Below are 19,396 nucleotides of genomic sequence, written 5' to 3'. Positions count from 1 at the left end.
CAAATGTGATTTTCTATGGAATTTTTTTAGTTCATTTTCATTTTACAATTAACCAGTGGTTTAAATTTGTAACAGATAGGAAGAAAATGTGATACTAAAATTCAATAGAAATATTTCATGATTGTCTGAAATATGAAATAGTTCAGATGCTTGAAAAAGTTATGTACAAACTCTGCGAAAATGTCAATAAACTGATGAATAAAACAATCAAAAGTATAAACTTGTAAAGATTGGATTGTTCAATCCTTACATTATGTTTTAGTATAAAAAACTCTCCATACAAATTTTTTATTCCTATCAATCTATTTCATCTATCAAAAAAGGAAGTGTTTCCGTCTATCGACGGAACACTTCCTTTATCAGTACTCTATTCTAATACAATCCTTCTATAAGGAGTTCTTATTTATTAGCTTCTGCTAATTGAGCTTTTTTGATTTCTTCTGTTACTAGAGGTAACACTTTGTGCAAGTCTCCAACAACCCCAACATCAGCAACTTCAAAGATAGGTGCTTCTGGGTTTTTGTTTACAGCTATGATGAAATCAGATTCTTCCATACCAGCCAAATGTTGGATAGCTCCGGAAATACCGCAAGCCATATAAAGTTGAGGACGAACTGTTTTTCCTGTTTGTCCTACTTGGCGTTCTTTTGGCAACCAACCGCTATCGATTGTAGCACGAGAACCGGAAACTGTTCCTTTCAATACTGCAGCCAAGTCTTCCAATGGTCCGAATTTATCAGGACCACCAACTCCACGACCGGCAGAAACAAGTACATCTGCTTCTTCGATATTTACACGTTTAGCTGTTTCTAATACTTCTTCAATGATTTCTACTGTTTTATCAGCTTCTGTCAATTTAGCATCAAAGTTAATTACTTCACCTTTTCTACTAGGATCAGCATCTAATTTTTGCATAACTCCAGGACGTACTGTAGACATTTGTGGTCTGAAATCAGGGCAAGCGATTGTAGCCATGATGTTTCCACCGAATGCTGGACGAGTACTTAATAAGTTTCCTGTTCCTTCTTCGATTGCAAGACTTGTACAGTCAGCAACCAATCCTGTATGCCATCTAGCAGCTACACGAGGAGCAAGGTCACGACCGATTGATGTAGCTCCGAATAATACGATAGCTGGTTTCACTTCTTCAATGATAGCAACAATTGATTTTGTATATGGTTCTGTCATGTAAAGTTCAGCAACAGGGCTATCTACTACATATACTTTATCAGCACCATGGGAAATCAACTCGCCTGTTAATCCTGCAACATCTTTACCAACTAATCCTGCGATTACTTCTTGTCCTAATTCATCTGCTAATCTTCTTGCTTCTCCAATAAGTTCCAAAGAAACTTTTTGTAATTCACCAGTTCTTTGTTCAGTGAACACTAAAACACCTTTAAATTCTGAAAGGTTCACAAAAATCCCTCCTATATTCTATATTTTTATCCGTTTTCTTTTCTACAACTTTTGTTTTAACTTACTTTCAAAAAATTATAAGATATATTTTTCTTGAAGTTTTTCAACGATAACTTTTGCAGCTTCAGCTGGGCTAAGGTTATCAAATAATTTTCCTGCAGTTTTTGCACCTTTTGTAAAGGATTTTTTAACTTTTGTAGGAGATCCTTTTAATCCAAGGTCACTTTCATCAACAGGAATATCATTTACTCCCCATACAGGAATTTCTTTTTCGTAAGCTTCAAAAATTCCGCTAACTGTCATATATCTTGGTTCATTTAATTCTTTCAAAGCTGTAATTAAGCAAGGGAATTTTGCTCTAATTGTTTGATATCTGTCTTCAAATTTTCTCTTAACAACTACTGCGTCTTTTTCTACTTTGATATCTTCAGCATAAGTTACAGCAGGTAAGTGAAGGTGTTCCCCAATTTGTGGTCCAACTTGCGCTGTATCTCCGTCAATCGCTTGACGTCCTGCAATAATCATATCATATTCTAAGTTTTTCAATGCAGCTGCGATTGTACGGGATGTTGCCCATGTATCCGCTCCACCGAATTCTCTTCCGGAAACCAAAACTGCTTTGTCAGCTCCCATAGCCATTGCTTCTCTCAAAACAACTTCTGCTTGAGGAGGTCCCATTGAAACAACAGTAACTTCTGCACCAATTTCATCTTTAATACGAAGTGCCGCTTCCAAACCTGCTTTATCGTCAGGGTTAATAATAGAAGGTACACCATCACGAATTAAAGTATTTGTTTTTGGGTCGATTTTAACTTCAGCTGTATCCGGTACTTGTTTTATACAAACTACAATCTTCATTTGTCCCATTCCCCTTTCCTATTTCAATAAGCTCTTAGCGATAACCATTCTTTGTACTTCTGAAGTTCCTTCGTAGATTTCAGTTATCTTAGCATCTCTCATCATTCTTTCAACCGGATAATCTCTTGTGTATCCGTATCCACCAAATAATTGAACTGCTTTTGTTGTTACAAACATTGCTGTTTCAGCAGCGAATAGTTTTGCTGTTGCAGAGTCAACTCCATATGGCAATTTGTTTTGTTTTTTCCAAGCTGCTTTGTATACCAAGTATTTAGCAGCATCAACTCTTGCAAACATATCTGCTAATTGGAATTGTGTATTTTGGAATTTAGAAAGTGGACGACCGAATTGTCTTCTTTCTTTTACGTAAGCAACTGCTTCATCTAAAGCTCCTTCAGCGATTCCAAGCGCTTGAGCAGCGATACCGATACGTCCTCCGTCAAGAGTTTGCATCGCAATCTTGAATCCTTTTCCTAATCCGCCAAGAAGGTTTTCTTTTGGGATACGGCAGTTTTCAAAAATAAGTTCAGATGTAGCAGAACCTCTAATACCCATTTTCTTTTCTTTTAATCCAAAGCTGAATCCAGGAGTTCCTTTTTCTACGATGAACGCAGATGTTCCTCTTGTTCCTTGAGATTTGTCTGTTACTGCAATTACAACGTATGTGTCTGCATAAATTGCGTTTGTGATAAAGACTTTAGAACCGTTAAGTACCCATTCATCTCCATCTAATACAGCTGTTGTAGTTTGTCCAGCAGCATCTGTTCCTGCATTAGGTTCTGTCAAACCGAATGCTCCCAATTTTTCTCCACTAATCAATGGTGCTAAGAATTTTTGTTTTTGTTCTTCTGTTCCGTTTTCATAAATTGGAGCACAACATAAAGATGTATGTGCAGAAACAATAACACCTGTTGTAGCACAAACTTTTGAAAGTTCTTCTACTGCCATAACGTATGCTAGGTAGTCTCCACCTTGTCCTTTGTATTCTTTTGGATAAGGGATTCCTAATAAACCGATTTTTTGCATTTTTGCTACTGTTTCTTCAGGAAATCTTTCTTCTTCATCAACATCTGCAGCAAGTGGCTTCACTTCGTTTACAGCGAATTCTTGCAACATTTGTTGCATTAAAATATGTTGTTTTGATAAACCAAAATCCATGTTTCTTCCTCCTTAAAATATGGTTAAAGTTTGTTCTGTTATAAGAGGTTAATTCCTTATGTAGAATGTATCTCATAATGTAGAATGTATCTCATAACACTTACCTACATAGTATATCTCTTATTTTGAAATTTTCCAATATGTTTTTGAAAAAATTTTAACAATTTTTTATACCCTATCTGTACCCTTTGTAAAATCTATCACAGACAAATAATTTTCTTTCTCATTTCTTTAAAAATCTTTCATAATATCTGAAAAACGACTGATTTTTGCGTTTTTTTAAGGTTTGATTTTTTTATAAAAAAAGCAACTCAGATATTTAATATAATCTGAGTTGCTTTTTCTGTACTCTCTATAAATTCTATTTGAATGTTTTTGGGTTATATTTTGTCAATTAAGTTATTGACTCAAAATAGGATTATCGTTTTACAATAAGTGCCGTTCCCATTCCTCCACCGATACAAAGTGTTGCTAAACCGTGTTTTGCATCACGACGTTTCATTTCATGAAGTAATGTAACTAGGATTCTTGCACCGGAAGCTCCGATAGGGTGTCCGATTGCAATCGCTCCTCCGTTTACATTCAATTTTTCTCTTGGAATGTTTAGATCTCTTACTACTGCTACAGATTGTGCTGCAAATGCTTCATTTGCTTCGAACAAATCAATATCATCTACTGCCAATCCCGCTTTTTCCAATGCTTTTTTACTTGCAGGAACCGGTCCGATTCCCATGATGGAAGGATCTACACCTGCACTTGCGTAAGATACGATTGTTGCTAGAGGTGTTACTCCCAATTCTCCCGCTTTTTCTTTTGACATCAATACCAACATTGCTGCTCCGTCATTGATTCCGGAAGCATTACCTGCTGTTACAGAACCGTCTTTTTTGAAAGCAGGTTTTAATTTTGCCAATTTTTCCATTGTCATACCAGGTTTGATGAACTCGTCTTTATCTACAACAACTTCACCTTTTCTTGTTTTTACTACAAAAGGTACAATTTCTTCATCAAAACGTCCTTCGTTTTGTGCTGCTTCAGCATGTAACTGAGAAGCCAAAGCCAATTCATCTTGATCTTCTCTTGTAATTCCCCATTGTTCATTGATATTTTCTGCTGTAATTCCCATGTGGTAATGATTGAAAGCATCTGTTAAACCATCGTTAACCATAGTATCTACGATTGTTTTATCTCCCATTCTTGCTCCCCAACGAGAAGTAGGAACTGCATAAGGTGCCATACTCATACTTTCTGTTCCTCCTGCAAGGATAATGTCAGCATCACCTACACCAATCAATTGTGCTGCCAAAGAAACTGCACGAAGTCCTGAACCACAAACCATATTGATGCTCATTGCAGGTTTTTCTTTTGGAATCCCTGCTCCAAGTGATACTTGTCTTGCAACATTTTGTCCCAAAGCAGCTGACAATACATTTCCGATATAAGATTCATCAACTTGTTCAGGAGTGATACCCGCTCTTTTGATTGCTTCTTTTGCTGCACAAACTCCCAAATCTACTGCAGGAACATCCTTGAATGCTCCACCGAAACTTCCTACTGCCGTTCTTGCTGCACTTGCTATTACAACTTCTCTCATGTAAAAATCCTCCTAAATTTTTTGAATTTAACTTTCTTAATTTCTATCATCAATCAATTTTTTGATTTGGTATTCTTAGCGATAATCATAGAACCCTTGTTGTGTTTTTCTTCCTAATTTTCCTGCACGAACCATTTTGCGTAACAAAGTATGTGCTCTATATTTTGGATCTCCAAATTCAGTATAAAGAACATCCATAATGGCAAGTACCACATCAAGTCCAATCAAATCTCCCAACTCCAAAGGTCCCATCGGATGGTTTGCTCCAAGTTTCATTGCAGAGTCAATCTCTTCTTTTGAAGCTACACCTTCAGCAAAGATTCCGATTCCTTCGTTAATCATTGGAATCAAAATTCTGTTTACTACGAATCCCGGTGCTTCGTTTACAGTTACCGGACTTTTTCCGATTTCTTCTGATAATCTGTATACTAAGTTATGAGCATCATCAGATGTCATTTCTCCTCGAATGATTTCAACCAATTTCATCATTGGAACAGGATTGAAGAAATGCATTCCAATTACTCTTGCCGGATTTTGTGTTCCTGCTGCAATTTCTGTTACAGAAAGTGAAGAAGTATTAGTTGCAATAATGGCACTTTCTTTTGCTACTGCTTCAATATCAGCAATGATAGCATGTTTTGTTTCCATATCTTCTGCAACGACTTCTATAAAAAGATCTGCTTCTTTACAATCAGCAAACTCCAATGTATAAGTAATGTTTGCAAGAGCTTTATCTTTCGCTTCTTCTGTCATTTTTCCTTTTGAAACTAATTTTTCCAAATTCTTGATAATGCCTGCCTTAGATGTTTCAATAGAAGATTCTCTTCTTCCACGTTCCACTACTTCAAATCCGTTTACTGCAAATGTTTGAGTAATTCCACTTGCCATTGTTCCTGTACCTACGACACAAATTTTCATCTGTAAATCCCTCCATATATCATTTTGTATAACTTAACATACCAAACAAAAAAAATTAAAGATTTATTGTTTCTATCGCAACATTTTTGCTATTTAATTAAACGTCCAAACTTTTCCTATTTTGTCTTGAAGTTAGGTGCTCTTTTTTCTAAAAATGCTTTCATTCCTTCTTTTTGGTCTTCTGATGAGAAACAAATTCCAAACAATGAGGCTTCAAATTGAATTGCTGTATCCATATCCGTATCTAAACCACGATTGATACATTCCTTAGAATAACGAACAGCTATCTGTTCATTTTTAGCAATTACGTTTGCCATTTCAAGAGCTTTATCCATCAATTTTTCCGGTTCTACTACATGGTTGACCAATCCAATACGATAAGCTTCCATTGCATCAATTACTTTTGCAGTATAAATCATTTCTTTTGCAATTCCAACTCCAACTAATCTGGATAATCTTTGTGTTCCTGAAAAACCCGGTGTAATTCCAAGCCCTACCTCAGGTTGTCCAAACTTTGCTTTCGTGGATGCAATTCTGATGTCACAAGCCATCGCAAGTTCACATCCCCCACCAAGAGCAAAACCGTTAATTGCAGCAATGACAGGTTTTTGAAATAACTCAATTTTTCTGAATACATTTGCTCCGGCAACTCCAAATTCTTTTCCTTCCATTGCATTCATTAGAATCATTTCTTTGATGTCTGCACCGGCAACAAATGCCTTTCCATTTCCGGACAACACGACAACATCTACATCATCATCTTTTGCAATCAGATCAAATACGGCATCCAACTCTTCAATAACTTGAGAATTCAATGCATTCAATGCTTTCGTATTGTTGATTCTTACAATACCTATCGAACCTTGTTTCTCAAATAATATTTTTTCAAAATCCATAGCAATCTCCATAGAAAACTCCTTTTCTTAATACTTTTTTCATTTCTATCGAATCTCAACACACATCTGTACGATTATCTGTGCTGTCTTTCATCAAAGTAAATTATAACTATGTTACTCTTACTTATTCCCAAAAACAATATGACTTAATCTCTATTTTGATAATTACGGAAAGAAATTTTGTTATATATTTATCAATAGAAACTTGAAATTTCAAACTGTTTCAGTAGTTAATCAGTATACCATAATATAGCAGACAAGTCCTATGTTTTTTCAGAGAGACTCCATCCTCTTTATTTGTCCACCATCTAAATACTATTTTGTCATTTATTCTTTTGTTTTGTTCTCTTTTTCCATTTCAAAAGCATGATAACAAAATAATCTATTAACACATAATTGTACTTTCTTTCGAATCCACATCCTATCATGTGATTACTAGAATATCGATGAATCTTTTAGAATAGGTGGTGCCCTACAATAACAACATTAGGCAATAGTCGGAGTTAGAAATTAGAACTATATTTGATTGCATCATATAAAGAACTATCAATCTGAACTTTTTGAATATGTTCATTGATTCCAGTCACAAAATTTTGTAAAATGATTTCATATTAAACAATCTTGTATCAAAAATAAGTATCACAAATGATGCAACTAAAAAATATCGGAAAGGAAAATGGATGGGCATTCTTACTCATTCCAGAAAAAGTAATGATGAATGAATTATGGCTTGTCAGCGCATGCTTACTTGGAACAAACTGCAAATACAATGGTGGAAACAATTATAATCAAAATGTGATTGATTTTTTAAAGGACAAGTGCTATATTGCGGTCTGTCCGGAGGAAGCCGGTGGACTTCCTACTCCTAGAATTCCATGTGAAAGAAACAAAGATAAAGTAGTTACAAAAGAACACACTGATGTCACAAAAGAATTTCAACTGGGTGCAAAAAAATGTTTTTCATCAAAAGCAACTCATGCACTTCTAAAATCTAAAAGTCCATCCTGTGGCAAGGGAAAAATTTATGATGGTACGTTTACCAAAACCTTAATTGACGGAAACGGTATTTTTGCAGAAATGTGTCTGGCAAATAACATTATCGTGATGACAGAAGATGATTTTATTTAGTTATTATTATGATGCAAACTGAGTCAACTTTCAAATTTCTAATCCAAAAAATACTGCAGAGTAATCTAAGACCCAATCGCATACCTATAGTTACATCTTTGATATTTTTACTTTCCATACAAAAAATCCTTATCTCTTCAATACCTTGAAGAAATAAGGATTTTTTGATTTTTATAAAGTAGCAATTATTGTGCTGCTTTTGCAGTTTCAACCAAAGCAGAAAATCCTTCAGGATCATGAATTGCCATTTCAGATAACATTTTTCTGTTGATTGTGATGCCGGCTTTTTTCAAACCGTACATAAATTTAGAATAACTCATACCGTTTGCTCTTGTTCCGGCATTGATTCTTTGAATCCAAAGTTTTCTAAAATCTCTTTTCTTTAACTTTCTACCTACATAAGCATGACTCAATGCCTTCATTACAAACGCATTTGCAGGACGGAATAATTTAGATCTTCCACCTCTGAACCCTTTTGCAAGTTTTAATATTTTTTTATGTTTTTTCTTTGCATTAACTGCCTTTTTTACTCTAGCCATTTTTATCCTCCTTACTAATTTTTATAGATATGGTAATAATCTTGAAATACGATCTTGATCACCTTTAGTTACAATACCTGCTTGTCTTAAGTTTCTTTTTCTTTTTGCAGATTTTTTAGTAAGAATATGACTTTTGTAAGCCTTACCTCTTTTTAATTTTCCGGAACCGGTCATTTTGAATCTTTTTTCAGCTCCTCTGTGAGTTTTCATTTTTGGCATGATGTTTTCCTCCTTCTAAATTAACTGAATGTATTATTTCTTCGCGGTTGGTTCTACCATCAACACAAGATTGTTTCCTTCCATTTTTGGTTTTCCAACTGGCGTACCTTGTTCTTGAATCAACTCAACAAATTTATCCAGTACGACGAATCCAATATCCTTATGTCCTAACTCTCTTCCTCTAAATCGAACAGAAACTTTCAATTTATCTCCGTTCGCCAAAAATTTTGTTCCCATTTTTGCTTTGGTCTTCAAATCATTTTCTTCAATTGCAGGACGAAGTCTGAGTTCTTTCATTACTACTACTTTTTGTTTTTTCTTTGACTCTTTCTCTCTCTTTGCTGATTCATACTTATACTTACCGTAATCCATGATTTTACACACCGGTGGTACAGCATTCGGAGAAATTTTCACAAGATCCAACTCTTGAGTTGTTGCTAATTCCAACGCTTGCTTTGCAGACATAATACCTAATTGTTCTCCGTTTTCTCCAATCAAACGGATCTCTTTGTCACGGATTTCTTCATTGATTTGTTGTTCTTTGATAACGATACACCTCCAAAATTCATCAAATGATTCGCTCTGTTTTACATATAAAAATAGGGCGAATAGCATTCTATCCGCCCTTGAATTACACAATAAATGATTTTTACCTTATGAACCGCAGTTATAAGGTGAGAGACGGATATCTCTGCTTTACTAACCATTAGAGTATACTATTCTTTTTACTCATTGTCAACATTTTCTTTGTATCTTTCCCAAAAACGATATCCATCTTCAAATCCTATTTTGTCAAACAAACGTGATGCTATCACATTCTCGTCCTCTACTTCTGCAATCACAAGCTCTGCATCAAATCGATATGCATAACTCAACATACTCATCAACAGTTTTTTGGAATAGGATAATCCACGATAGCGTGGTGCAATCACAATATCACACACTGTAAAAATTCCACGTTCCAAACTTCCATATGCTACTCCAATTGGAACATCCTGTTCTAACAATGTAAAGTAATAGAAATTTGCTTCTGAACGCAACATATTATCATGGAATACTCTAATTCTTCCATCAGGCATATCTAAAAATTTAATATAATTGGACATCCAGTGGTCTTCGAATTCTTCTTCAATAAATACCCCATTTTGAATATAACTTGCAAAGGTAAACAGTTCTTTTTTAATTTTATCGATATCTAATACCTTCACAATACCTTCCATACATTTTTCATATCCACACTTAAACAATTCCGCATCCAAATCACGATACTCTTTTACATATACAATTCGATAATTTGGAGAATATCCTTTTGAAAAAATCAATCTCTCATTATGTTGAATTCTATCTAACAATGAAGTTGTTTTATCTTCTATCGTGTGGATAATACATGGGGTTCTATTGGTACGAAAACGAATTAAAAAATCATTCTGTCTCAAATCTGTTTCACATGGATTTGAGTTTAACAATATCTCCTCACACAACTTAATCATACTATCCCCTCTTTCTATCCCTATGGTTTGTTGGTACAGTCAATTCATTCGAACATACTCTTTCTAAACTGCTCACATCAATTCACTATATCACACAATACCTATCAAAAACTTTCCTATATTATACACTGATTCGAAAAAGGAAAGCAACCTATTTGAAAATTTCTCAGCTATTTCACTTAATGAATACAGCTGTTCCTACATCACAGTAATTCTTTTTTAATCAGCTTTCTGCTATTTAGACCATTGTATAATAAAAAGATACCATACTCTATTGAACATGGTATCTCTGTATTGCTGTATCTTTTGATATAATTATTCTGTCACTGTTTCTTCTGATACTGTTTCTTCTGTCACTGTTTCTTCAGCAACTTCTCCTTCAACAGCTTCTTCTGCATCAGGATTCAAGTTCATTGTCAACTCTACTTTTTGAGTTTCTTCATTGATGCTGATAATTCTTGCTGTGATAGTATCTCCTTGCGCAACTACTTCACTAGGATTCTTAACATAAGAAGAAGATAAGTTAGAAATATGGATAAATCCATCTACTGTTTCATTTAATTTCACGAATACACCGTATTCTTTGATATTTTTTACAGTACATTCGATGATATCATCTACTTTTGCATTCTTTTTAAATGTTTCGAAAGGATCTTCAGATAATGCTTTGATACTCAAAGAAAGTCTTCCTTTTTCAGGATCAAAGTCAACTACCTTCACTTGTACTTCATCATCTAATTTATAAAGTTCTTCGATTTTATCTCTTCTGTTCCAAGATAATTCACTGATATGAACCAAACCTGTCATAGCACCCAAATCAACGAACAATCCGTAGTTCTTAATATCACGAACAACACCGGTATATACGTTTCCTACTTCAAGTGTCTTAACAAACTCGTCACGTTTTGCATCTTCTTCTCTTGCAACAACTACTTTTCTAGAAAGAATTAATCTTCTCTTTCTTGGTTCTACATCAATAATTTCTGCTTGGAATTCTTGTCCTGCAAACTCTTGAAGATCTTCATCTTTGATGAAACGGTTTGCAACATGACTTAGTGGAATAAATCCTTTGATGGAGTTTTTATACTTAACGATGAGCCCTTTATTTCCAATTTCAGCTACTTTTACATCAATGACTTTTCCTACTTCCAAATCATCCCATGCTTTGAAAGCATCAAGTCTTTTTTTAGAAAGAATGATTTCTCCTGTATTTTTGTCGATTTTAATTACTTCAAGAGATACCTCATCCCCAACTTGAAGTTCTTCGTCACCACTCATTTCGGAACGTGGTAAAACTCCGTCTGTTTTGTAATTCAAAGTGATGTAGTAAGAATCCGGTTTCACTCTTTCTACATAACCCTTTACAATAGATCCTCTATAGACCTCTTCATAATTTTGCTCTTCTTCTTGCAATAGCTTTTCCATTTCGCTACTCATCAAACCCAACTCCTTAACCTATTTTTTTATGTGAACAATAAAATCTACGACTTCGTTGATGATAAAGTCCGGAGTAGAAGCTCCTGCTGTTACTCCTATTATATCATAAGGCTTTATCGTGTCTTCGTCAATATCATTTATTGTTTCTATCAAAAAAGTTTTACAACTATTTTCACACAAGTGATACAGTTTTTTTGTGTTAGAACTATGTTTCCCACCAATTACAACCATTGCATCTACTTCTTGCGATATTTTCATTGCATCTTCTTGGCGAACTTTCGTCGCATCACAAATTGTATCATAAAAAACAATATCTTTCAAATTCTCTTTCAAACATTTTTTGATTTCTTGATACTTTTCAACACTGAAAGTCGTTTGAGTTACTACAATATAAGACTCTTCACTCCCTTTCAAAAATAAAAAATCGGAACAGTCTTTTCCTATGATACAATCTCCACCTGCCCACAAATTGATGCCCTCTATTTCGGGATGATGCTTGTCACCTATGATAATAATTTTCTTGCCTTTTTGTTTATTCTCACTGGCTATATTTTGGATCTTCTTGACAAAAGGACAGGTTGCATCTTCGATGATACAATTCTTTTGTTCCAATTCTTCATAGTAGTGTTTACCCAATCCGTGGGAACGAATGATTACGATACTTTCGTTTGGAATATCATCAATTTGATTCAACTCCAACAGTCCTTTTTTTTCCAATTTTTCTGTTGCCTGTTTGTTATGAATCAACGCACCGAGAGAAACAACATCTACATCTTGTTTTTCTGCTAACAATTTTTCTGCTCGATCCATTGCTCGTTTCACTCCAAAACAATAGCCTGCTTTTTTTGACACAATCAATTTCATTCTACTGTTACACCCTCATTTACAATCTTCATTACTCGTTCCATCGATTCTTCATAAGTCCATGCATCTTGCACGACAACCGGTGGATGTATCACAACCCTATTTTTACCAAACATCCGATAATCTGCTGAGATACTGATTGGAACTATAGGTGCACCCGCCTTTGATGCAAGAAGTGCCACACCTTCTTTCGGTTCACTCTCTTTTCCATCTCTTACTCTTGTTCCTTCAGGAAAAATTCCCAACAGTTCTCCTTTTTTCAATGATTTGATACAAGTTCGAATCGCTGACATATCTCCTGTGTTTCTTTTCACCGGAATCACATGACATTTCTTTAACAAAAATCCTAATATCTTATGTTGAAACAACTCTTCTTTCGACAAAAAAGAAATCTCACGAGTTGTAACAAAAGCAACCCAAACCGGATCCCAGTTACTTCTATGATTCGGCGCAAGAATAGCCGCACCGTTTGTCGGAATATGTTCCTTTCCCTCTATCTTCAATTGATAAAAAAACATTACAAACGGTTTTAATAGATTCCTTAAAAAACGATACACTCTTTTCACTCTCCGTTCTTACTGTGTCTTCTCTTTCTATATTCCCTACTCTACAATTCCATTTATCCTACGAAATCTCCTATTTAAGCAAACTCCTCTAACACTGTTACAACTTCTTTTGCAAGGGAACTTCCAGCTCCCCAATCAATATTCATAATCCCGTCTCCACTTGCAAATGCAATTACATCTGCATAGCACACTCCCTCTCTGGACACCAAAACAACTGTCAATCCGGAATAGGAAGTTGTTCTAAGATGTAATTTTTCAAAAAGCATCATTTCAATATATCCATCTTCACAAGGGTATCTCTTCTTATGCACAAATTCGCAACAACATTTATCAGCCAAAATTTCTTCTATGTGAGGAACCAATTTTTCCCTATTTAATGACACACAGTATGATTTCATTCTTTACACTCCTCTTCTCTCGTTCACCAGTAAAAAAATCTTTTCACACACTTCTTCAATCGATAATGCTGTAGTATCTATTTCAATCGCATCTTTGGCCTTGCACAGTGGAGATAGTTCTCTTGAGGAATCCAATTCATCTCGTTTGACAATTTCTTCTTCTACTTCTTCCACTGTTTTTTCAATTCCTTTTGCAAGATAATCAAGTTGTCTTCTCCTTGCTCTTTCTTTACTGTCCGCAACGAAAAACAACTTCAAGTCGGCATTGGGAAATACACTTGTCCCAATATCCCTCCCATCCATAATGACGGAATGTTCCTTTGCAAGCTCTCTTTGTAACTGTGTCATCGCTTCACGAATCTCCGGAAATGAACAAACATAAGAAACTGTTTCGCTTACTTCTGATGTGCGAATTTCGTCTTTGATGACAATATCATTGAGCATAATTTCATTTTTTTGATTGAATCCGACTTTCATCCGTTTCAAAAAAGCAAGACGTTCTTCTCTTTTGGAAAAGTCAATCGGTGCTTGTAAATAACCGTAAGTTAATGCACGATACATCGCCCCGGTATCAATATATACAAATCCAAGCTGTTCTGCCGTTCTTTTGGCAATCGTACTCTTTCCGGAGCCTGCAGGTCCGTCAATTGCTACAATCATCTTTGCCCTCCCAATTTTGATATGAATGGTAGTTAATAAATATCATACTTACTCCAAATTTTCTCTAACTTGGAGAAATGAGCTTGTGTTTCCTCACGCTTTTTCATACTGACTGCAATAATGAGTGCATTTGCCATACTGAGCGGTGCAACAAGAGAGTCAACAAAAGATGCCAAGTTGCTCTTGGCAATCAAAACTTCCTTAGAACACTCTGCAATCGGTGAAAAATTACTGTCTGTAATCGCTATGGTGCTGGCTCCTTGTTCTTGAGCGTACTTCATCAATTCAAATGTTCTTTTAGAATATCTTGGAAAGCTGATACCAATGACAACATCGTCTTCTCTCACTTTCAAGATCTGCTCAAAAACATCGTTGATTCCATATCGTACAATTTCAACATTATCAATTAAAAAATTCAAATAATATCCCAAATAATCCGATACAATCCCTGAGCTTCTCAAACCGACTATATACGTCTTTCTAGAATGAAAAATCATATCTACCACATGATTGAATCGTTCTTCATCTAATTCTTCAAGAGTACTTTTGATATTTTCAGCATCGGCATGTAATACCTGTTTCAAAATACTTCCCTTTTCAAACTTATTTGCCATCTCTGCACGTTGCACAATGGTAATACGTTTTTTTACCAGTTCCTGCAAATCTTTTTGAAAATACGTGTAGCTTTCGTAACCCAATCGATTGGCAAAACGAACTACTGTCGCTTGGCTGACTCCTGTCGCTTTCGCCAGGCTCTCTGCTGTCATAAAAGCTGCCTTATCATAATTTGAAATGATATACTTTGCCAAAATCTTATGTCCCTTTGATAAGTCGGAAAAAATGGTTTCGATATACTCTATCAAATTATTACCATTTCCAATTTTTTGCACATCCAACACAAGAAAACCTCCTGTTACTTTGTATTTTCTTTCAGTCCGCTAACTTTCTTAAGGTATTGCACTTCCTTGCTTGTCAAAACTCTATACTCTCCTTCTTTCAGGTTTCCGATATACAAATCTCCCATCGAGATTCGTTTCAAAGAAACTACTTTCAACCGAGCTGCTTCAAACATCTTTCTGATTTGTCTGTTTCGTCCTTCACGCAAAATCACTTTATATTTGATGATTCCATCTCTTTTACCCAAAAATTCCAACTCTGCCGGTTTCGTCTTGTATCCGTCCAAAAACATTCCTTTTTGGAACCGTTCTTTCAAATTCTCAGGAGCATCTCCTTTCACTTGAACAAAATAAGTTTTTTCTAAGTGGTATCTTGGATGAATCAATCGATTTGCCAGCTCTCCGTCATTGGTCAAAAGCAATAAACCGGTAGACATATAATCCAATCTTCCAACAGGATAGATTCTCTCTTTTGTACGGAATAATTCCAAAACTGTATTTCTTCCTCTGTCATCCGATACTGCACTGATGTATCGAAGCGGTTTGTTCAACATATAGTAGACTTTATTGACTTCTGCAGAAATAATCTTCCCGTCTACTTTAACCATATCATTTCCTTCTTCTACCTGCATGCCTGGACTTGTAACCTTTTTTCCGTTGACAAACACTCTGCCTTCTTCAATCAGTTGATCTGCTTTTCTTCTTGACGATATTCCGCAGTGCGCAATATATTGGTTTATCCTCATCGTATTTGATTCTCCTTGATTTCTAAAATAATTCATGATACTATTGTAATGTTTGTTACATAACAATTATTCTATCATATTGTTTTATTATACTATAAATTCAAATGGTTTTGTGGATATTTTTTTGGAGAATATAAGGAGATTTGAAATGGATATTGGTGAAAAAATAAAACGATTACGCATTCTCAACCAGCTCACGCAAGAAGAATTGGCACTTCGTTGTGACTTAACCAAAGGTTTTATCTCTAAAGTAGAACGAAATCTAACTTCTCCTTCTATTTCTACGCTGATGGATATTTTGGAAGTTTTGGGAACTGATTTGAAATCTTTTTTTGACGATGCAATTGATGATAAAGTTGTGTATGGAAAAGATGATATCTATACTTCCTACAACGAGCATCTCAAAACTACAATCCACTGGCTCATCCCAAACTCACAAAAAAATATTATGGAACCGATTTTGATGGAAATTCCTCCCGGACAAAAAACGGAAGTAGATAGACCTCATGCCGGGGAAGAGTTTGGGTATGTCCTTCGTGGTACTGTTTTACTAACAATCGGCAAACGACAGTTTAAATTAAAAAAAGGAGAAAGTTTTTATTTTTCTCCTAATGAGGAACATTCTATCTCCAATATTTCCGGCATCAAAGCGGAAATTTTATGGGTATCAAGCCCTCCATCTTTTTAATATGCGAAAATAATAAGTTCTTATGAATTTCGATAAACTCCGACTTTCATAAGAACTTTTTTATTTAACTTCCTAATCTTCTTCTACTAAATCAAACTCTTTTGCTACGATTTCAGCAGCTTCCACACAACGTTTTGCATCTATGATTACAGAAACTTTAATATCGGAAGTACTAATCATTTCTAGGTTGATTCCCGCCTTGGACAATACCATAAACATACGAGCAGCAGCTGTCGGATTTGTTATCATTCCGGCGCCCACAATACTTAATCTTGCAAGTCCGTCCTTCATAATAACTTCATTTGCCCCAACTTTTTCTTCGAATTGTGTAATGATTTCAAGCGCTTCCTCTTTATCACTTTTTGGAACGGTGAATGCAATATCATTCACACCTTTTTTCTCAGCACTTTGCACAATCATTTGCACGTTGATATGCGCTTTTGCCAACTCATCAAAAATCAGGTATGCAACACCCGGTTCATCCGGCACTCCGAAAATCGCCATTTTAACAACATCCATATCATGTGCAATTCCTGTCACAATCATTTCTTTTTCCATATCTCCTACCTCCTGAACCAACGTTCCTGTTACATCTGTAAAACTGGAACGCACGTGTATTGTAACTCCATGAATCTTTGCAACTTCCACAGAACGAGGATGTAATACTGCAGCTCCAAGCGTCGCAAGCTCTAACATCTCATCATAAGAAATCACATTCAACTTTTTAACACCTTTGATAATACGAGGATCTCCTGCATAGACTCCATCTACATCTGTATAAATTTCACACACCTTTGCTTTTACTGCCGCTGCAATTGCAACTGCAGTCGTATCGGAACCGCCTCTGCCCAAAGTCGTAATATCATCGTTGGCATTGATACCTTGAAATCCTGCTACAATCACAATGCTTTTATCCTTGATTTCCTGTTCCAACCTTGTTGATACAATATTGACAATTCTTGCCTTGCTATACATATCATCTGTTCGAATTCCGGCTTGCTGTCCTGTCAACGAAATAACATCTTCTCCCATTGACTCAATTGCCATTGCCAACAGTGAAATGGAAACCTGTTCTCCTGTTGAAAGAAGCATATCCATTTCTCTCTTCGGCGGTCTGTCAGAAATCTCTTTTGCAAGAGCAATCAAATCATCTGTACTATCGCCCATTGCAGACACAATCGCAACGACTTGATTTCCTTTTTTCTTTGTTTCGATAATTCTACGTGCCACATTACGAATTCTCTCTGTTGTAGCAAGAGAAGAACCACCGTATTTTTGCACAATAACTCCCATACCATCCCTCTTTTCTACCCGATTATCGGCTTATTTCCAACTTTTCTATCAAATGACTTCCAATTTTCTGAAACACAGAAGTCAAAAACAAACTTCTCTTTCTAAGAGAACAATCTACTCAAAATAACTACTTTGTTTTAACGGATGAAGAATCTTACAAACTCCGTCCAAAGAATTAGAACGAACTGCAACTTCCATTCTATCAAGAACCTCTTGTTCTCGATTTCGTTCACAAAAAGCAATCAATGTCGAACCGGCACCACTTAAAGCAACACCTTTTGCGCCGGCTAGTTTCGCTGCATCAAAAATCTTATCATATCCTTCAATCAAAGGTAGTCGATATGGTTGATGAAGTTTATCCTCCATCATTCTTCCTACCAAATCCAAGTCTTCCCTCATCATAGCGAGTGTCAACATAGATGCTCTTGATACATTGAATACAGCATCTTGTTTGGAATAACTTGTCGGCAACACTTCCCTTGCTTTCTTCGTCGCTAAAGGCTTGCTTGGAATATAAACGACTGTGCTCCACTCTTTGCTCGGTTCAATACACTGATAGAGAACTTCTCCCCTATCCATCGCACTAACGACAATCCCACCGAGCAATGCGGGTGCAACGTTGTCCGGATGTCCTTCCATTTCCGTTGCAAAAACAAGTAGCTCATCCAATCCGTAAGGTTTGTTGCAAACTTCATTTGCCAACAGTAATCCTGCTACAATTGTTGAAGCACTGCTTCCAAGACCTCTGGATAACGGAATTTCATTTTTCATTTTCAGGTGAAAATTTTTATCTGCAACTTCTTGTTTTTCAAACACTTTTTTCATTGCTTTCCATATTAAATTTTCATCATTGGTCGGAATTTCTCCTTTTCCAAAACCTTCTATCTCAATCTGCAATCCTGAATCACTTCGTTCCAAAGAAACTTCATTGTAGAGAGACAATGCCATTCCAAGCGTATCAAATCCCGGTCCTAAATTTGCTGTTGTTGCTGCTACTTTTACCTTTATGCTCATCTTGTGCTCTCCTTATTTCAAAATTGCAATGATACCATTCTAACAAATTTCATCTTTTCTCTCATTCTAGTTTTCATACTATTTTCATGACCGGTCTTTGTTCATTTCTTTCAATCTGTAGCCATTTTCTTTGTGACCATCAATCTTAATTGTCACACAACGAACCAATCATATTCTTTGTTTATTATCGTGATATGCTATTTCCCGTAAATCACATCTAATACCGCTTGTTTTTCTGCTCGTATTTTTTGCGGATTCACAATTTGAGACAAGGCAGCATTTGGATCTTTCAAACCGTTTCCTGTCAACACACAAACCACTCTTGCTCCTTTTTCAAGCAAACCTTGTTCATGTTGCTTGATAACTCCTGCCAATGATGCTGCAGAAGCAGGTTCTGCAAATATTCCTTCTTTTGAAGCCAACAGTTTTTGTGCTTGCAATATTTCTTCATCTGTCACGCTGTCAATTCTTCCCTTTGATTCTTCCAATGCGGCAGTCGCCTTTGTCCAACTTGCAGGATTTCCGATTTGAATTGCAGTTGCAACTGTCTTAGGTTCTTCAAAAACACGATTATGAACAATCGGAGAAGCGCCCTCTGCTTGGAATCCTAACAAT

At 35.8% G+C, this 19,396-nt stretch carries 22 protein-coding genes and 1 other annotated feature; of the genes, 2 read left to right on the top strand and 20 right to left on the bottom strand.

The genetic code is table 11. From position 1 onward, the window contains the following. Positions 1–399: 399 nt before the first annotated feature. From ACO5GE_RS05525 to ACO5GE_RS05500, 6 genes are all read right to left on the bottom strand, one after another. Complete coding sequence (locus ACO5GE_RS05525) at positions 400–1,419, bottom strand: electron transfer flavoprotein subunit alpha/FixB family protein (protein WP_484829930.1); 1,020 nt, start codon at positions 1,417–1,419, stop codon at positions 400–402. A 75-nt stretch (positions 1,420–1,494) separates the two neighbouring features. Next, entirely contained in the window at positions 1,495–2,277 is a 783-nt protein-coding gene (locus ACO5GE_RS05520; protein WP_273160775.1) for an electron transfer flavoprotein subunit beta/FixA family protein, read from the bottom strand. A gap of 18 nt (positions 2,278–2,295) precedes the next feature. Further along, the gene (locus ACO5GE_RS05515) at positions 2,296–3,435 is read right to left on the bottom strand and encodes an acyl-CoA dehydrogenase (protein WP_484829929.1); all 1,140 of its coding nucleotides are present in this window, start codon (positions 3,433–3,435) and stop codon (positions 2,296–2,298) included. A 418-nt stretch (positions 3,436–3,853) separates the two neighbouring features. After that, the gene (locus ACO5GE_RS05510; RefSeq protein WP_484829928.1) at positions 3,854–5,029 is read right to left on the bottom strand and encodes an acetyl-CoA C-acetyltransferase; all 1,176 of its coding nucleotides are present in this window, start codon (positions 5,027–5,029) and stop codon (positions 3,854–3,856) included. A 75-nt stretch (positions 5,030–5,104) separates the two neighbouring features. Next, positions 5,105–5,947: a 3-hydroxybutyryl-CoA dehydrogenase gene (locus tag ACO5GE_RS05505; protein WP_484829927.1), complete on the bottom strand. Its 843-nt coding sequence runs from the start codon at positions 5,945–5,947 to the stop codon at positions 5,105–5,107. Between the two features lie 116 nt (positions 5,948–6,063). Further along, positions 6,064–6,855 carry a short-chain-enoyl-CoA hydratase gene (locus ACO5GE_RS05500; RefSeq protein WP_484829926.1) on the bottom strand — a complete coding sequence of 264 codons (792 nt, stop codon included), beginning with the start codon at positions 6,853–6,855 and terminating at the stop codon, positions 6,064–6,066. A gap of 633 nt (positions 6,856–7,488) precedes the next feature. Here ACO5GE_RS05500 and ACO5GE_RS05495 point away from each other — a divergent pair. Then, a complete protein-coding gene (locus ACO5GE_RS05495) occupies positions 7,489–7,971 on the top strand; it encodes a 2-thiouracil desulfurase family protein (RefSeq protein WP_484829925.1) in 483 nt (160 codons plus the stop codon). Between the two features lie 185 nt (positions 7,972–8,156). On the opposite strand, the gene rplT is transcribed toward ACO5GE_RS05495, so the two are convergent. The 11 genes from rplT to ACO5GE_RS05440 all read right to left on the bottom strand — a co-directional run bounded on the left by rplT (position 8,157) and on the right by ACO5GE_RS05440 (position 15,786). Next, positions 8,157–8,510, bottom strand: coding sequence for a 50S ribosomal protein L20 (rplT, locus tag ACO5GE_RS05490; RefSeq protein WP_014262745.1), 354 nt, complete (start codon positions 8,508–8,510; stop codon positions 8,157–8,159). 21 nt (positions 8,511–8,531) lie between these two features. After that, entirely contained in the window at positions 8,532–8,729 is a 198-nt protein-coding gene (gene rpmI, locus ACO5GE_RS05485) for a 50S ribosomal protein L35 (RefSeq protein ID WP_014262746.1), read from the bottom strand. Positions 8,730–8,762: 33 nt separating this feature from the next. Beyond that, positions 8,763–9,344 carry a translation initiation factor IF-3 gene (infC, locus tag ACO5GE_RS05480; protein WP_484829924.1) on the bottom strand — a complete coding sequence of 194 codons (582 nt, stop codon included), beginning with the start codon at positions 9,342–9,344 and terminating at the stop codon, positions 8,763–8,765. Next, positions 9,320–9,432 (bottom strand) — a sequence feature (ribosomal protein L20 leader region). It overlaps the preceding gene by 25 nt. 22 nt (positions 9,433–9,454) lie before the next feature. Next, positions 9,455–10,219, bottom strand: coding sequence for a GNAT family N-acetyltransferase (locus tag ACO5GE_RS05475; RefSeq protein ID WP_484829923.1), 765 nt, complete (start codon positions 10,217–10,219; stop codon positions 9,455–9,457). A gap of 315 nt (positions 10,220–10,534) precedes the next feature. Further along, entirely contained in the window at positions 10,535–11,656 is a 1,122-nt protein-coding gene (locus ACO5GE_RS05470; RefSeq protein ID WP_484829922.1) for a 30S ribosomal protein S1, read from the bottom strand. Between the two features lie 18 nt (positions 11,657–11,674). Continuing rightward, on the bottom strand, positions 11,675–12,520 hold the full coding sequence (gene ispH, locus ACO5GE_RS05465) for a 4-hydroxy-3-methylbut-2-enyl diphosphate reductase (RefSeq protein ID WP_484829921.1): 846 nt from the start codon (positions 12,518–12,520) through the stop codon (positions 11,675–11,677). Next, entirely contained in the window at positions 12,517–13,077 is a 561-nt protein-coding gene (locus tag ACO5GE_RS05460; protein WP_484829920.1) for a lysophospholipid acyltransferase family protein, read from the bottom strand. The genes ispH and ACO5GE_RS05460 overlap by 4 nt, the downstream gene beginning before the upstream one ends. A gap of 83 nt (positions 13,078–13,160) precedes the next feature. Further along, the gene (locus ACO5GE_RS05455) at positions 13,161–13,484 is read right to left on the bottom strand and encodes a DUF6054 family protein (RefSeq protein WP_484829919.1); all 324 of its coding nucleotides are present in this window, start codon (positions 13,482–13,484) and stop codon (positions 13,161–13,163) included. Between the two features lie 3 nt (positions 13,485–13,487). Then, the gene (cmk, locus tag ACO5GE_RS05450) at positions 13,488–14,144 is read right to left on the bottom strand and encodes a (d)CMP kinase (RefSeq protein WP_484829918.1); all 657 of its coding nucleotides are present in this window, start codon (positions 14,142–14,144) and stop codon (positions 13,488–13,490) included. A 32-nt stretch (positions 14,145–14,176) separates the two neighbouring features. Then, entirely contained in the window at positions 14,177–15,043 is an 867-nt protein-coding gene (locus ACO5GE_RS05445; protein ID WP_484829917.1) for a MurR/RpiR family transcriptional regulator, read from the bottom strand. Between the two features lie 14 nt (positions 15,044–15,057). Beyond that, entirely contained in the window at positions 15,058–15,786 is a 729-nt protein-coding gene (locus ACO5GE_RS05440) for a pseudouridine synthase (RefSeq protein ID WP_484829916.1), read from the bottom strand. Between the two features lie 148 nt (positions 15,787–15,934). Between ACO5GE_RS05440 and ACO5GE_RS05435 the strand changes: the two genes are divergently transcribed. Further along, positions 15,935–16,474, top strand: a complete 540-nt coding sequence (locus ACO5GE_RS05435; protein WP_484829915.1) for a helix-turn-helix domain-containing protein — start codon at positions 15,935–15,937, stop codon at positions 16,472–16,474. A 72-nt stretch (positions 16,475–16,546) separates the two neighbouring features. Here the strand turns inward: ACO5GE_RS05435 and ACO5GE_RS05430 are convergent, their stop codons facing one another. From ACO5GE_RS05430 to ACO5GE_RS05420, 3 genes are all read right to left on the bottom strand, one after another. Next, positions 16,547–17,767 (bottom strand): aspartate kinase, encoded by a 1,221-nt coding sequence (locus ACO5GE_RS05430; protein WP_484829914.1) that lies wholly within the window; start codon positions 17,765–17,767, stop codon positions 16,547–16,549. Positions 17,768–17,881: 114 nt separating this feature from the next. Continuing rightward, positions 17,882–18,781: a homoserine kinase gene (gene thrB, locus ACO5GE_RS05425; RefSeq protein WP_484829913.1), complete on the bottom strand. Its 900-nt coding sequence runs from the start codon at positions 18,779–18,781 to the stop codon at positions 17,882–17,884. 197 nt (positions 18,782–18,978) lie between these two features. Beyond that, on the bottom strand, positions 18,979–19,396 hold a 418-nt coding region (locus ACO5GE_RS05420; RefSeq protein WP_484829912.1), incomplete at its 5' end, for a pyridoxal-phosphate dependent enzyme.

The organism is Filifactor sp., assembly GCF_057248345.1.
This window is presented reverse-complemented; position numbering and strand designations above follow the sequence as displayed.